The organism is Pseudoalteromonas arctica (genome assembly GCF_012927645.1).
Classification (GTDB): Bacteria; Pseudomonadota; Gammaproteobacteria; order Enterobacterales; family Alteromonadaceae; genus Pseudoalteromonas; species Pseudoalteromonas arctica_A.
Map to the genome: position 1 here is coordinate 1 of NZ_JABBMT010000027.1, position 14,837 is coordinate 14,837.

At 40.6% G+C, this 14,837-nt stretch carries 13 protein-coding genes and 1 tRNA gene; 13 read left to right on the forward strand and 1 reads right to left on the reverse strand.

From position 1 onward, the window contains the following. Window positions 1-169 precede the first annotated feature (169 nt). The 11 genes from trmJ (at window position 170) to nagP (ending at window position 12,473) form a co-directional block, all read left to right on the forward strand. Complete coding sequence (gene trmJ, locus HHO47_RS14565; protein WP_169020950.1) at window positions 170-892, forward strand: tRNA (cytosine(32)/uridine(32)-2'-O)-methyltransferase TrmJ; 723 nt, start codon at window positions 170-172, stop codon at window positions 890-892. A gap of 275 nt (window positions 893-1,167) precedes the next feature. Beyond that, window positions 1,168-1,659, forward strand: a complete 492-nt coding sequence (gene iscR, locus HHO47_RS14570; RefSeq protein ID WP_169020951.1) for a Fe-S cluster assembly transcriptional regulator IscR — start codon at window positions 1,168-1,170, stop codon at window positions 1,657-1,659. A 23-nt stretch (window positions 1,660-1,682) separates the two neighbouring features. Then, window positions 1,683-2,900, forward strand: coding sequence for an IscS subfamily cysteine desulfurase (locus tag HHO47_RS14575; protein WP_169020952.1), 1,218 nt, complete (start codon window positions 1,683-1,685; stop codon window positions 2,898-2,900). A gap of 40 nt (window positions 2,901-2,940) precedes the next feature. After that, window positions 2,941-3,324: a Fe-S cluster assembly scaffold IscU gene (gene iscU / locus HHO47_RS14580; RefSeq protein ID WP_169020953.1), complete on the forward strand. Its 384-nt coding sequence runs from the start codon at window positions 2,941-2,943 to the stop codon at window positions 3,322-3,324. 9 nt (window positions 3,325-3,333) lie between these two features. Further along, on the forward strand, window positions 3,334-3,657 hold the full coding sequence (iscA, locus tag HHO47_RS14585; RefSeq protein ID WP_169020954.1) for an iron-sulfur cluster assembly protein IscA: 324 nt from the start codon (window positions 3,334-3,336) through the stop codon (window positions 3,655-3,657). Between the two features lie 92 nt (window positions 3,658-3,749). Then, window positions 3,750-4,277, forward strand: a complete 528-nt coding sequence (hscB, locus tag HHO47_RS14590) for a co-chaperone HscB (RefSeq protein ID WP_169020955.1) — start codon at window positions 3,750-3,752, stop codon at window positions 4,275-4,277. A 51-nt stretch (window positions 4,278-4,328) separates the two neighbouring features. Next, window positions 4,329-6,191: a Fe-S protein assembly chaperone HscA gene (gene hscA, locus HHO47_RS14595; RefSeq protein WP_169020956.1), complete on the forward strand. Its 1,863-nt coding sequence runs from the start codon at window positions 4,329-4,331 to the stop codon at window positions 6,189-6,191. A gap of 11 nt (window positions 6,192-6,202) precedes the next feature. Continuing rightward, a complete protein-coding gene (fdx, locus tag HHO47_RS14600) occupies window positions 6,203-6,541 on the forward strand; it encodes an ISC system 2Fe-2S type ferredoxin (protein WP_145236547.1) in 339 nt (112 codons plus the stop codon). A gap of 163 nt (window positions 6,542-6,704) precedes the next feature. Next, window positions 6,705-8,132, forward strand: a complete 1,428-nt coding sequence (locus tag HHO47_RS14605; protein WP_169020957.1) for an NAD-dependent succinate-semialdehyde dehydrogenase — start codon at window positions 6,705-6,707, stop codon at window positions 8,130-8,132. Between the two features lie 142 nt (window positions 8,133-8,274). Then, window positions 8,275-10,923 (forward strand): family 20 glycosylhydrolase, encoded by a 2,649-nt coding sequence (locus tag HHO47_RS14610; protein WP_169020958.1) that lies wholly within the window; start codon window positions 8,275-8,277, stop codon window positions 10,921-10,923. A 254-nt stretch (window positions 10,924-11,177) separates the two neighbouring features. Beyond that, window positions 11,178-12,473, forward strand: coding sequence for an N-acetylglucosamine MFS transporter NagP (gene nagP, locus HHO47_RS14615; protein WP_169020959.1), 1,296 nt, complete (start codon window positions 11,178-11,180; stop codon window positions 12,471-12,473). A 270-nt stretch (window positions 12,474-12,743) separates the two neighbouring features. Here the strand turns inward: nagP and HHO47_RS14620 are convergent. Next, window positions 12,744-12,819, reverse strand: a tRNA-His gene (locus HHO47_RS14620). 283 nt (window positions 12,820-13,102) lie between these two features. Between HHO47_RS14620 and HHO47_RS14625 the strand changes: the two genes are divergently transcribed. Then, on the forward strand, window positions 13,103-13,921 hold the full coding sequence (locus tag HHO47_RS14625; RefSeq protein ID WP_169020960.1) for a mechanosensitive ion channel family protein: 819 nt from the start codon (window positions 13,103-13,105) through the stop codon (window positions 13,919-13,921). Window positions 13,922-13,951: 30 nt separating this feature from the next. Further along, the gene (locus HHO47_RS14630; protein WP_169020961.1) at window positions 13,952-14,728 is read left to right on the forward strand and encodes a DUF481 domain-containing protein; all 777 of its coding nucleotides are present in this window, start codon (window positions 13,952-13,954) and stop codon (window positions 14,726-14,728) included. Window positions 14,729-14,837 lie beyond the last annotated feature (109 nt).

The following is a 14,837-nucleotide window of genomic DNA, read 5'->3' on the forward strand; positions in this document are numbered from 1 at the left end:
TGATAGCTGATAGCTGATAGCTGATAGCTGATAGCTGATAGCTGATAGCTGATAGCTGATAGCTGATAGCTGATAGCTGATAGCTGATAGCTGATAGCTGATAGCTGATAGCTGATAGCTGATAGCTATGTTATAATTCGCGCAATTTTTTGGTATGAGTTAAACAGTAATGATCTTAGATGACATCCGCATTGTTTTAGTAAACACCTCGCATTCAGGTAACATCGGCTCAGCGGCGCGCGCGATGAAAACCATGGGCTTATCAAAACTGTATTTAGTTGATCCAGCGTGTGAAGTTGATAGCCACGCCAGCGCATTAGCGGCTGGTGCAACTGATGTGCTAGGTAATGCGGTAATAGTTGAGACAGTTGCTGAAGCGATTGCAGGTTGTGCTCTAACTATTGGTACTAGCGCACGTTCACGTACTTTATCATGGCCGATGGTTGAACCACGTGAATGTGGTGAAAAGCTAGTTGCCGAAGCTGTTACTGGTCCTGTTGCGTTAGTGTTTGGTCGTGAAAATAGCGGTCTAACTAACGAAGAGTTACAGTTGTGTAATTATCATGTATGCATTCCTGCTAACCCAGAGTACAGCTCGTTAAACTTAGCTATGGCAGTACAAACGCTATGTTATGAAACGCGCATGGCATTTTTAAATCAACAACCTAAAAAAGTAGAAGAAGACGAAGCGGTATACCCAAGCTCAAAACAAACCGAGTTATTTTACGAACATTTAGAACAAACTTTACTAGAAACTGGTTTTATTATTAAGCAGCATCCGGGCATGGTAATGACTAAGCTACGTCGTTTATTTAACCGTGCTCGCCCAGAAGACGCAGAGCTTAATATCTTGCGCGGTATTTTAACCTCAATAAATAAGTCTACTAAATAAGTGAAAGTTATAAGCTAATACTTGACTAAATTACTCAGGTAATTACAATGAACACAGTACTTGACTAAAACAGTCGGGTATTGAAGTAGAACTAGGAAGACAAAGGCGCTAGGAATAAAACTTGAGCATCTTTGACAGTAAAGTAAATGACTCAATACTGTTTTTGAGAACCTAGAACCTAGAACCTAGAACCTAGAACCTAGAACCTAGGCTTTTTAATACTTGACTATTGTACTCTGGTAATTAAAATTTGCACTCTTTAGTGTGGGGGCTCCATGAAGTTAACATCAAAAGGCAGATATGCCGTCACAGCGATGCTGGATGTTGCGCTACATACAAATGTAGGGCCAGTTCCCCTTGCTGATATTTCAGAACGACAAGAAATTTCTTTGTCGTATCTAGAGCAGTTATTCGCCCGATTACGTAAAAGTGGTTTAGTCAGCTCTGTGCGTGGTCCTGGTGGTGGTTATCTACTTGGTCGTGAAGCGCATGTTATTTCGGTTGGCGATGTGATAAACGCCGTTGATGAATCAATTGACGCAACCCGATGCCATGGCGCAACGGGCGGGTGTCAAAGCGGTATGCGGTGTTTAACTCACACCTTATGGTCAGATCTAAGTACCAGAATAGAAGACTTTTTAAACGGTATTACCCTTGCTGAATTGGTAGAAAAGTCAGATGTGAAGGAAGTTTCATCTCGCCAAGATAACAGCGTTAATAATGCACTCAAGCAATTGGAAAATATTCAAGTAAGCTGCCAACTATAAGTTGGCATCCCGCGGAGAAAGAAATGAAGTTACCGATTTATTTAGATTACGCAGCAACCACGCCAGTTGATGAGCGTGTAGCAAAAGAAATGATGCAATGCCTAACAATGGATGGCAATTTTGGTAACCCTGCATCACGTTCACACCGTTTTGGTTGGCAAGCTGAAGAAGCGATTGATCAAGCTCGTACTGATATCGCAGATTTAATTAACGCTGACCCACGTGAAATCGTTTTCACGTCGGGTGCGACAGAATCAAACAACCTTGCAATTAAAGGCGCAGCACAGTTTTATAAAAAGAAGGGTAAGCACGTTATTACCGCTAAAACTGAGCATAAAGCAGTGATCGACACCTGTCGTGAGCTAGAGCGTCAAGGCTTTGAAGTAACTTATATGGACGTTGAAGAAAACGGCCTACTTGATTTACAAAAATTAGCCGACACAATGCGTGATGACACAGTATTAGTGAGCATTATGCATGTAAACAATGAGCTAGGTGTAATTCAAGATATCGCGACTATTGGCGAAATGTGTCGTGAACGTAAAATCATGTTTCACGTTGATGCCGCACAAAGTGCTGGTAAAGTGTTAATCGACGTGCAACAGCTGAAAGTTGATTTTATGTCATTTTCGGCTCACAAAGTATATGGCCCGAAAGGTATTGGTGCATTATATGTTCGCCGTAAGCCACGTGCACGCCTTGAAGCGCAAATGCACGGTGGCGGGCATGAACGTGGTATGCGCTCTGGTACACTTGCAACACACCAACTCGTTGGTATGGGCACTGCATTTAAAATTGCTAAACAAGACTTTGAAAAAGATCATGCTCACATCAGTGCGCTTCGTAAGCGTTTAATTGATGGCATTATGGCTGATATGGATGAAGTGTATTTCAATGGTACACCGGATCAATCAGTACCAGGAATTGTTAACATCAGCTTTAACTTTGTTGAAGGTGAATCGTTATTGATGGCTGTGAAAGATATTGCTGTATCATCAGGTTCTGCCTGTACATCAGCAAGTTTAGAGCCTTCTTATGTATTACGTGCGCTTGGCCGCAACGATGAATTAGCACACAGCTCAATTCGTTTTAGTATTGGTCGTTTTACCACCGAAGAAGAGATTGATTATACCGTCAATTTAATGAAAAACTCTATCGGTCGCTTACGTGAGATGTCTCCTCTTTGGGAAATGCATCAAGAAGGTGTTGATTTAGATTCAGTTGAATGGGCACATCATTAATTGATGTGCATGTCCGCTAGCAGGTAGTGAGGATAGTATTATGGCGTATAGTGATAAAGTAATCGATCATGTTGAAAACCCACGTAACGTAGGTGTTTTAGACAAAAATGACCCATCAGTAGCAACGGGTATGGTTGGCGCACCAGCATGTGGTGACGTTATGAAGCTGCAAATTAAAGTATCAGCTGAGGGCGTAATTGAAGACGCTAAATTTAAAACATACGGTTGTGGTAGCGCAATAGCTTCATCATCACTTGTAACAGAGTGGGTTAAAGGAAAGACATTAGATGAAGCATCTATGATCAAAAACACTGATATCAGTGCTGAGCTTGAATTACCACCAGTGAAAATTCACTGTTCAATTTTAGCTGAAGATGCAATCCAAGCGGCAATTGCAGATTACAAAAGTAAACAAGCGAAGTAAGAGATAATCATGGCAGTGACATTGACAGAAGCGGCAGTAAACCGCGTAGAATCATTTTTAGCAAATCGCGGAAAAGGCTTGGGCCTGCGCGTAGGCATTAAAACGACGGGCTGTTCAGGTCTTGCATATGTTCTTGAGTTTGTTGACGAGTTATCTGAAGGCGACGAAGTATTTGAATCCCAAGGGGTTAAAGTAATCGTCGACGCTAAAAGCTTAGTTTATATTGATGGCACCGAGCTTGATTACACTAAAGAAGGTTTGAATGAAGGGTTTAAATTTATTAACCCAAATCAAGCTGATGAGTGTGGTTGTGGCGAAAGTTTCACAGTATAAATAGTAAAGTGATTGTACTATTAAGCCCTGCACCTGTAGGGCTTTGTTCTATCTGAATTTTAAGCCAATAGATTGTTGGCATGGTTGGAATTATGCGCTATTTTGAATTGTTTGCGATACCCGTTGATTACAATGTAGATTTGGCAAAAATAACTAAGAATTACCTCGAACTCCAGCGTGCCGTTCACCCAGATCGCCATGCCAATGCCAGCAGCCGTGATAAGTTATTAGCCGTACAAAATACCGCAGAAATTAATGATGCCTTACAAATTTTAAAGCATCCGGTAAAGCGTGCAGAATACATGCTGAGTGAATTGGGTGTTGATATTCGTGCCGAGCAGCAAACACTACAAGATCCACTCTTTTTAATGCAGCAAATGGAATTACGTGAAGAGCTTGAAGAACTAAGCATAAGTGATGATCCAGACACAGCGATTGCTCAGTTCGAGAAGCAAATAAAACAACTAGACAGCCAATACAGTGCGCAACTTGCTGAGCAATTGGCAAGTAATGACGAGCAGCAATGGCTGTTAGCCGCTGATAGCATTCGAAAATTAAAGTTCGTGTATAAATTACGAGATGAATTAGAACGTATTGAAGACAGTTTATTCGACGATTAATTATCTAACTTACTACACCATTGGTAAGTAAAACAAGAGTTAAAGATCATTATGGCATTATTGCAGATTGCTGAGCCGGGGCAGAGCGCGGCACCACATGAACATAAGTTAGCAATTGGTATTGACCTTGGTACTACCAACTCACTTGTTGCGACAGTACAAAGTGGCGAAGCCCGTACATTAACCGATGTTAATGGCGTAGCCATGCTACCGTCTGTTGTACGTTATACCGCTGCTGGTATCACAGTGGGTGAACTTGCTGCTCAAGCTGCAACACAGGATCCTGTAAATACTTTAATTTCAGTTAAGCGTTTTTTAGGCAAAACTCAAGCTGAAATAGAGCAAAGCTACGGTCAATTGCCGTATGACTTTTGTCAGCACGATGGCGCATTAGCGATTACCACCGCAGCTGGCAACATCAGCCCAATTACAGCTTCAAGCGACATACTAAAAGCATTAAAACAACGCGCTAAAGAAAGCTTTGCAGGGCAAGATATTTTAGGTGCGGTGATCACGGTGCCAGCATACTTTGATGATGCACAGCGACAAAGCACCAAAGATGCCGCAGAGCTTGCGGGCATTAATGTACTACGCTTATTAAATGAACCAACAGCCGCCGCCGTTGCTTATGGCTTAGATTCAGGCCAAGAAGGTATTATTGCGGTTTATGATTTAGGCGGCGGTACGTTTGATATTTCAATTTTGCGTTTAAACCAAGGTGTGTTTGAAGTGCTGGCAACTGGAGGTGACTCAAGCCTAGGTGGCGATGATTTTGACTCATTATTAGTGGAGCACTTTAAGCGTGAAACTGGAGTAATGGCACTATCACCCTCAAACTTACGCTTATTCATCAGCAAAGCGAAAGCTTGTAAAGAAGCACTAAGCCAATATGCTAAAGTGAACGTTTGCCTTGAGTTTGACGATGAAAAATACACGGTCGAAGTCACTCGCGACAAGTTTGAAGAACTAGCCATGGTGTTGGTGAAAAAAACACTCCGTTCGTGTCGCCGTGCAGTTAAAGATGCCGGCATTACCAACGATGAAGTACAGCAAGTAGTTATGGTCGGCGGCTCAACCCGTATGCCAATTGTACGTAATCAAGTGGCTGAATTTTTCAATAAAGAGCCACTTACTTCTATCGATCCTGATCGCGTAGTTGCACTGGGTGCAGCATTACAAGCTGATGTATTAATAGGTAATAAGCCTGATTCAGACATGTTATTACTTGATGTATTACCACTGTCTCTTGGCTTAGAAACGATGGGTGGCTTAGTGGAAAAGATTATTCCCCGTAATACCACTATACCGGTTGCGCGAGCACAAGAGTTTACTACTTTTAAAGACGGTCAAACGGCAATGTCTCTGCATGTATTGCAAGGTGAACGAGAGCTAGTTGATGATTGCCGTTCATTGGCTAAATTTAGCTTAAAAGGTATTCCACCAATGGCAGCCGGTGCGGCGCATATTCGTGTGACCTTTAAAGTCGATGCCGATGGTTTACTTAGCGTATCCGCAATGGAAAAATCAACGGGCGTACAAGCTGAAATCCAGGTTAAACCATCGTTTGGTTTGTCAGATGACCAAGTGGCTAATATGCTTAAAGAGTCGATGACTAACGCCAAAGGTGATATGCAAGCGCGTATGCTCAAAGAGCAACAAGTTGAAGCATTGCGTGTTATCGAAGCACTTTATGCATCATTAGCAACAGACAGCGCTTTACTTGCTGAACATGAATTAACTAACTTGAATGCAGAAATTGCGAAACTAGTTACAGTTCGTGAGACAGCTACCGAGCCAAATCAAATAAAAGCAACCATAGAGAAAGTTGATAACGCCAGCAGTAAATTTGCTGAGTTAAGAATGGATGCATCGATCAAAAAAGCACTGCAAGGGCAGTCAGTAGACAACGTTTAAAAGAGGTTAGAATGCCACAAATTATTTTTCTTCCCCATCCGGAGTTATGTCCTGACGGCGCTGCAATTGATGCACCAAGTGGTGAAACAGTTCTGAATGTTGCACTTAAAAACGGTATCAGTATTCCACATGCTTGTGAAAAGTCATGTGCGTGTACCACTTGTCATTTAGTTATTCGTGAAGGTTTTGACTCACTTGACGAAAGCGATGAGCTTGAAGACGACATGCTAGATAAAGCATGGGGTTTAGAGCCTGAATCACGCCTAGGTTGCCAAGCAATCATTCGTGATGAAGACTTAATCGTTGAAATACCTAAGTACAATCTCAATATAGTGAATGAAGAGCATTGATTTAAAGCGCAGCTATAAGTTTTAAGCTTTAAGGTTTATAGAAAACACCGCGCTCAATTTTGAGCGCGGTGTTTTTGTTTGTAGCAGCGACTTTATGTCACGTCTTTATTAAACGCGGAGTAAAACCGCTGCTACGGGTTCAACCATATTTCGGAGGTGTATTTTGAGTGATCTTATTTTTTCAGACTCGTTTATAAATGGTGAGTTTTATAAAACCGATACGCGATTTAGTGTAGATGATCCTGCAACCGAAAAAAGTATCATAGAAGTCAGCGATATTGACCAAACTGGTGTACAACAGGCCATCAACGCCGCTCACGGCGCATTTATTAAATTAAAAGCCACCAATGCCACAACGCGTAGTAATGTATTAATGCGTTGGTTTGAACTGGTTATACAACATAAGCAAACACTTGCAGAATTAATGACTAAAGAGCAAGGTAAACCATTAAAAGAAGCCCTTGGTGAAGTTGAATATGGGGCTGGATTTATTAAGTGGTACGCCGAACAAGCCAAACGTAGTTATGGTGATGTGATCCCCGCCACTGATGACAATCATCGTTTAACTAGTTTTAAACAGCCTATAGGTGTGGTTGCTGGTATAACCCCATGGAATTTCCCGATTGCTATGGTTACGCGTAAAGTTGCACCAGCTTATGCCGCTGGGTGTAGCTTTGTACTAAAACCCTCGGAACATACTCCTTTGTGCGCACTCGCGTTAGCTTATTTAGCTGATCAAGCTGGTTTTGAACAAGGTACATTTAATGTGCTGGTTTCTGAAAATGCTAAAATGGTCGGCGAATTACTCACTGAGTCAGGAGCTGTTCGTAAGTTTACATTTACCGGTTCAACGGGGGTGGGTAAGCAGTTACTTGCACAATGTGCTTCTACTATCAAGCGTACTTCAATGGAACTTGGTGGTAACGCGCCGTTTATTATTTTTGATAATGCCGATTTAGATGAAGCGGTAACAGGACTTATGGGGGCAAAGTTTAGAAATGGTGGGCAAACTTGTGTCGCCGCTAACCGTATTTTTGTACAGCGTAGCGTACTTGATCAAGTTGTCGATAAATTAGCTAAAACAGTTACAGCACTGAAAGTGGGTAATGGGCTTGATGACGCAACAGATATAGGGCCGTTGATTTATCCTGAAGCTAAGCAAAAAGTACAAGAGTTGGTTACAGATGCCAAAGCAAAAGGTGCAGTACAAATAGGTGATAATGTTGAGCTTGGTGGTAACTATCAAGCACCCGTGATTTTAACTGACGTTACCCCTGAGATGGATATTTACCATCAAGAAGTATTTGGCCCTGTGGTCAGCATTATCGCATTTGATGAAGAAGCCGAAGTACTCGCACTAGCTAATAACGTACCCTATGGTCTTGCCGCTTATTTTTATAGCCAAGATATAAAACAAATCTACCGCATAAGCGAAGCATTAGAGTTCGGTATGGTAGGGATCAACGAAGGGCTGATCTCCAACCCCGTAGCTCCTTTTGGCGGTGTAAAACAATCAGGTCTTGGTCGCGAAGGTGGCCATCAAGGGCTCGACGAGTACCTCGAAGAAAAATATGTGTGTATGAAAATTTAAAGCTAGAAGCTGATAGCTTTTATTTCAATTAATGATAGCGCTGTCATTTTATCTTTTATATGATGGAGGTGAATAAATAATAATAAATAACAGATTACGTGGGGGAAATGCGTAGTCTAGGGTATACAACGAGGAGAGAGCAATGGATTTTAAAAAGCGAACTTTAGCAAGTTTGATCGCGATGATGCCATTAATGGCGCAGGCGCAGTTTTCGCAAACTGATGTGAATAACTTTGCCAAAGAGACCAGCCTGACATTTGCTGTGGTTGATAACTTTCATAATAAAGCCGCTGGTTTTTTAGGGACAATTACACTAAACAACCAATCTGATGTTGCACTTCCTGCTGGTGAAAGTGATTGGCAGTTGTATATTCACTCAGTTCGTAAGATCACTACTGAGCTAGTTGCGGGTTTAAATATTGAACACGTAAATGGTGATTTACACCGCATTACCCCAACTAAAAACTTTACAGGGTTGGCTCCAGGTAAAAGCTTAGTGCTTGAGTTTGATGCTCAAGTTTGGGTGGTTGCCTACACTGACTTTATGCCACGTGCTTTTTTTGTCTCTGGTGATAATAAACCAGCTATTTTTGCAAATACTGATAGTGAAGACATGACCCAGTTTGTTGCACCGTTTGAGCGTGAAAATCAACTACGCCGTTATAACGAGCCAAAAGATTTAACGGTATTAGTTACTCCACAAGTTCGCTTTGAGCGTAATCAACAAACGACAAGTCAAGTATCGCAACAAGACGCATTAAAGCGGATCATTCCAAAACCACAAAAAATCGAATTTAATCGCGGTACTGCAACACTTGATAGCAGCTGGCAGATCAGTTTTCAAGGTCAGTTAAAGAACGAAGTCATGGTGTTTATGCAAGACTTGCAAGATGACTATGGCCTAACCTTAAAAGCACAGCCAGATCACATCAAACTAGCAAAAGAAAAACTGTTTAGCTTAAAAGTAAATCCACAGTTGGCCGGTGGTAAATCAGAAAGCTATACTCTCGAAATAGATGACGATCGTATTGAAATTGTTGGTAGTGATAATGCCGGTGTGTTCTATGCCATGCAGAGCTTACTTAATCTACTCCCGGCAAATAGCCAAGGCACTGTAGACGTTCCACAACTTGAAATTGAAGATAGCCCACGTTACGGCTGGCGTGGTATGCACTATGATAATGGTCGTAATTATCACGGCAAAGACGCTATGTTCAAACTTGTTGAGCAAATGGCGCGGTATAAAATGAATAAACTGCACTGGCATTTCTCTGAAGATGAAGGCTGGCGCTTAGAAATTCCAGGATTACCAGAGCTTACTGAGATTGGCGGCTATCGCTGTTTTGACCTTGAAGAAAGAGAGTGTTTATTAACACAGTTAGGCACCGGACCATTTAAATCTGGCTCAGGTAATGGTTACTTAACTCGTAGTGAGTTTGTTGAATTATTAAAGTTTGCCAAAGATCGTCATATTCAGATTATTCCGGAAATTGAAGGGCCGGGGCATGCTCGCGCATCAATTAAAGCAATGGAAGCACGTTATCATAAGCTTGCCGATGAGGCGCAACGAGTAGCCAAAAATAAGCTTGTTAATAAAAAGAATACGGGGAAAGAGGAGCAGCAGGTAGATATCAGTACTGCAACCGAGTATTTATTGAGTGATCCGCAAGACACTTCTGTATATATGACGGTGCAAAACTACAAAGATAACTCGATGAACGTGTGCATGGATTCAACCTACGCCTTTTTTGATAAGGTTACCTACGAATTACAACAAATGTACCGCGAAGCTGGTGTGCAATTGACTAACTTGCACTTTGGTGGTGATGAAGTTGGTGCCGGTTCATGGATTGGTTCGCCAGTGTGCCAAGCAATGTTTGCTGATCCAAATAACGGGATTGCAGGTGCCGCAGACCTTAAACCTTACTTTACACAACGCGTGGCCAAGTTACTTGAGAAACGTGGTATTTCGCCAGGTGCATGGGAAGATGGTTTAATGTATGACCAAACAAACCCATTTAAGCGCGACGAGTTTCCAAACAAAACCTTTACAGCAAACGTCTGGGATAATATTTGGGAGTGGGGTGTAGCAGATAGAGCTTATCGCCTTGCTAATGCAGGCTACCAAGTGATTCTATCGCACGGTACACACTTATACTTTGACCACCCTTATGAAGCTCATCCACAAGAGCGTGGTTACTATTGGGCAACGCGTTATACCGATACTAAAAAAGCATTTAATTATATGCCAGATAATGTGTATGCAAATGCCGATTACACCCGAACACGAGAGCCAATAAATAATCTTGAAGCGCTAGTTGGCCGCCCGCTACCTACACTTAAAAAACCTGAAAACATCTTAGGTATGCAAGGACAAGTTTGGTCTGAAACTATTCGAACCGAAGATCAAGTATTGGCAATGATATTCCCGCGTATTCTTTCTGTTGCTGAACGTGCATGGCATAAAGCGTCATGGGAAGGCGAGCAGGTTGATCGTAAAAACCAAGAAAAGGATTGGGCTCAATTCTCTGCTGCAGTTGGTTTAAAAGAGCTAACTAAATTGGCAAATGCAGGTATAACTTTACATTTACCTGTACCAGGAGGTGTGATCAACAGCGGCAAACTTGAAGTTAACACGCCATTTACATATTTAAATGCCGAGTATAGTTTAGATAAAGGGGCGAGTTGGCAGCAATATACAGCTCCGATCAGTATTTCTAAACAGCAGTCTGTAGCATTACGCAGTAGCTTAAATAGCAAGCTAAAAAGCAGAATTACTTATATAAATTAATATATTAGTAACTAATTATGTTTTGAAAGGGCCGTAAAGGCTCTTTTTTGCATCGTTGAAAAATAAATTGTTACTAGTAATATGACAGTAATTAACGTAAAGTTTTATGGCAGCGCTGTCATTTTTGTTTCGATATTGTCATTTAAATGTCGCCAAGGTGTTATAACTACAGCAACGCTAATCGTCGATTTAAGTTTTTTGAACTTAATTGTAATAAATAATTATAACGATAGCTCGCAACAAGAAGAAGTTTTATGGAAGCCACAGTGTCAAAAATAAATAAACAAAGTAACTTTATACCAATGGCCATTGTTGCCACTTTATTTTTCATCCTAGGTTTTGCAACCTGGTTAAATGGTTCACTAATGCCATATTTAAAACAAGTATTGCAGCTTAGTCCATTTCAAGCCTCACTGATTTTATTCTCGTTTTATATAGCGGTGACGTTTACTGCAGTGCCATCGGCAATGATCATCCGTAAAGTTGGTTATAAAAATGGTATGGCGCTGGGTATGGCGACCATGATGGTAGCAGCTCTGTTATTTATTCCAGCTGCAAAATCTCATGTGTTTGCTCTATTTTTACTTGCACAGTTGATTATGGGAGCAGGGCAAACTTTACTGCAAACTGCAGTCAACCCTTATGTTGTACGGATTGGACCTGAAGAATCAGCTGCAGTACGTGTTAGCATCATGGGGATATTAAATAAAGGCGCTGGGGTGATTGCGCCAATTGTATTTACAGCATTAATTTTAAGCGACTTCACCGGCTTGGTTGGTAAAGATCTATCACAAGCTGAAATCGATTCAATGGCAAATAGTTTAATTTATCCTTATTTAGGGTTGGCGCTATTTATTGGTGTATTGGCATTTGCCGTGACAAAAATGCCCTTACCAGAGCTTATTGATGATGAAGAGCACAGCGCTAAGGGGCAAGTAAAAGAAGCACTTTCTCACCCAAGCCTTGCACTAGGTGTAGTTGCATTGTTCGTTTATGTAGCTGTGGAGGTTATTGCAGGGGATACTATCGGTACTTTTGCGTTGTCGCTAGGTATTGAAAAATATAGCGTAATGACTTCTTATACAATGAGCTGCATGGTGTTAGGCTATATAGTCGGTATTGTGCTTATACCGCGCGTTATTTCGCAGCATGCAGCGCTAAGTGTGTCTGCAATTTTAGGCTGTGTATTAACACTTGCTGTGGTATTTAGTGATACGAGTTCAGTTGTGATAGCAACAGCACTTGATTTAGAAGTGCAATTACCAGATACACTATTGATGATAGCTGTGTTAGGCTTTGCTAATGCCATTGTATGGCCTGCGGTATGGCCGTTAGCATTGTCTGGATTAGGTAAATTAACCAGTGTTGGTTCTGGCCTACTTGTAATGGGTATCGCCGGTGGGGCATTTGGCCCATTATTCTGGGGCTTAGCAAGTGGTGGTGTGGATTCTGCGGCGGCTCAGCAGGGGGCTTATATCGTCATGTTACCTTGTTATTTATTCATTCTTTTCTATGCTGTTAAAGGGCATAAGATGAAGAGCTGGAAATAGCTAAGTTACAAGGTAAAAGTTGAAAGGTTCAAGATAAAAGTTGAACTTTGTAGAACTTAGAACCTAATTTTTGAAAAGAATTTCTATAATGTAGAAATAATCCCGTGTGTAATGCCACCGAAAGGTGGCATTTTTTTGTTTAAAATAAAGTGTTAAAGCCCTAAGTTTGCTCTTGGGGGGAAGGCTTCAGCCGTGATAGTGCTTAATATGAATTAATTAATGGAATGAAATTTTAAGAATGTATTTGATATTGAGATAAGAAGAGAAAAATGGGGCGATTGACGGGGCTTGAACCCGCGACAACCGGAATCACAATCCGGGGCTCTACCAACTGAGCTACAACCGCCACAACACACCTTGTTTGGTGTGGCGCGGATAATACATAAAATAATAAATCTTGTGAAGGGCTAAGGGCAAAAAAAGTGAAAAAAATTTTAAATTGAATGTTTTTGTTTGTAAAATAGTCAGAGTGTGAATGTTTAAATCGTTTTTTATCTGGTTGGGTAAAATAAAAAATTAACCCTAAAGATGTTCTTTTAAAGATAAATAGATTAATTAATTAAATAATAAATTGAAATCAGATATAATTTAACCAACAAACTGTTTAATACTGAATGTCAGGAGTGATAATGGATACAATACTTAACTGGATAAACGAAAACTCGGGTTTGATTTTGCATTATGGCATTCAAGTTGTAATTGCATTGGTGATCTTTTTACTGGGCGGTCGTGTTGCAAAATTTTGCTCTAACCTAACTGAAAAAGCATTCGATAAAAAGAAAGTAGATAAAGCTGTCGGTTCGTTCGTATCAAGCATTGTTTATGCCATCGTATTTATGGCAACAATTTTAATGGCGTTGTCACAAATTGGCATAGAAACCACTTCATTTATCGCTATTTTAGGTGCTGCAGGCTTAGCAGTTGGCCTAGCACTGCAAGGTTCACTATCTAACTTCGCATCTGGCGTACTTATAATCTTACTTCGCCCTTTCAAATCGGGTGATTATGTCGAAGTTGGCGGTAAAGCTGGTACAGTTAAGAAAATCGAAATTTTTTCTACTGAACTACGCACACCAGATAACAAAGTTATCATCATGCCAAATTCTAAAATTATGTCTGACTCAATTATTAATTATTCACGCGAGGCAACTCGCCGTATCGATCTAGTTATTGGTGTTGGTTACGATGCAGACTTACGCAAAGCAAAAGAAGTACTTAAATCAGTACTAGATCAAGAATCACGCATTCTTAAAGATCCAGCTTATAATGTATCAGTGTCTGAGCTTGCAGACTCAAGCGTAAACTTCATTGTGCGTCCGTGGGTTAATTCAGACGATTACTGGCCAACTTACTGGTCTTTAATTGAGAACATTAAAATCGCATTAGATGATGCGGATATCACTATTCCGTTTCCGCAAATGGATGTTCATTTGCACAAGCAAGATTAATCAATATACAAGTAACAAAGGTCATTTTTAATGAAATTAAAGCTTTTATCAATTTTAGTTGCAGCATCAGCTACAACTAACGCATTCGCAGAAGACGCTAGAACATGGGAAGTTACCAGTGAGCTAGGTGCAATTATCACTAGCGGTAATACTGAAACAACTACTCTTAAGGGTGGGCTCAAGGCGTTACATAACTTAGAAAGCTGGAACAACGAGTATAAAATTAACGGTCTTTATAAAGAAGACAACGTTGAAAATGATGCCGGTGTAAAAGAAAAACAGCGTACTAACGAAAAATATTCGTTATCAGCGCAAGGTAACTATAAATTAAATGAAGATCATGCTCATTTATATATTTATGGCTCACATGTTTCAGATTACTTTGGCGCTTATCGCAGCGAGTCAGTTATTTCAGCAGGTTATGGTCAGCGCCTGTTAGATCGCTCTGACATGTGGCTAAATGCTGAAATTGGTCCAGGTTATAAGTATTTTCAATACCCTGATAAAAGTAGTGAAGTAGATGAAAATGGCAACTCTTTAGCCGGCGAGCGTGAAGGTGAAGTTATTGCATTAGGTAAACTTGATTATAATTGGCAAATTTCTGATAACGCAAAGTTTACTCAGTTAGTTGCAGTTGAGTACGGTGATACAAACACTAAAACACGTTCAGAAACTGCGCTTTTAGCTAAGATCAATGGTTCATTACAAATGAAAGTTGCTTACAACATCACCAACAACTCAGATGTTGCTGATGATAAAGAAAGCACAGACACAGAAACATCGCTGACACTGGTTTACAGTTTTTAACAGTTTATCTTTGTTTAGTGACATTTAAATGAAATAAAGGGACGAAAGTCCCTTTTTTATTTGTAGTTAAATAATGTAGAATAGCGAATCATTTGATTGTAGTTCTTGG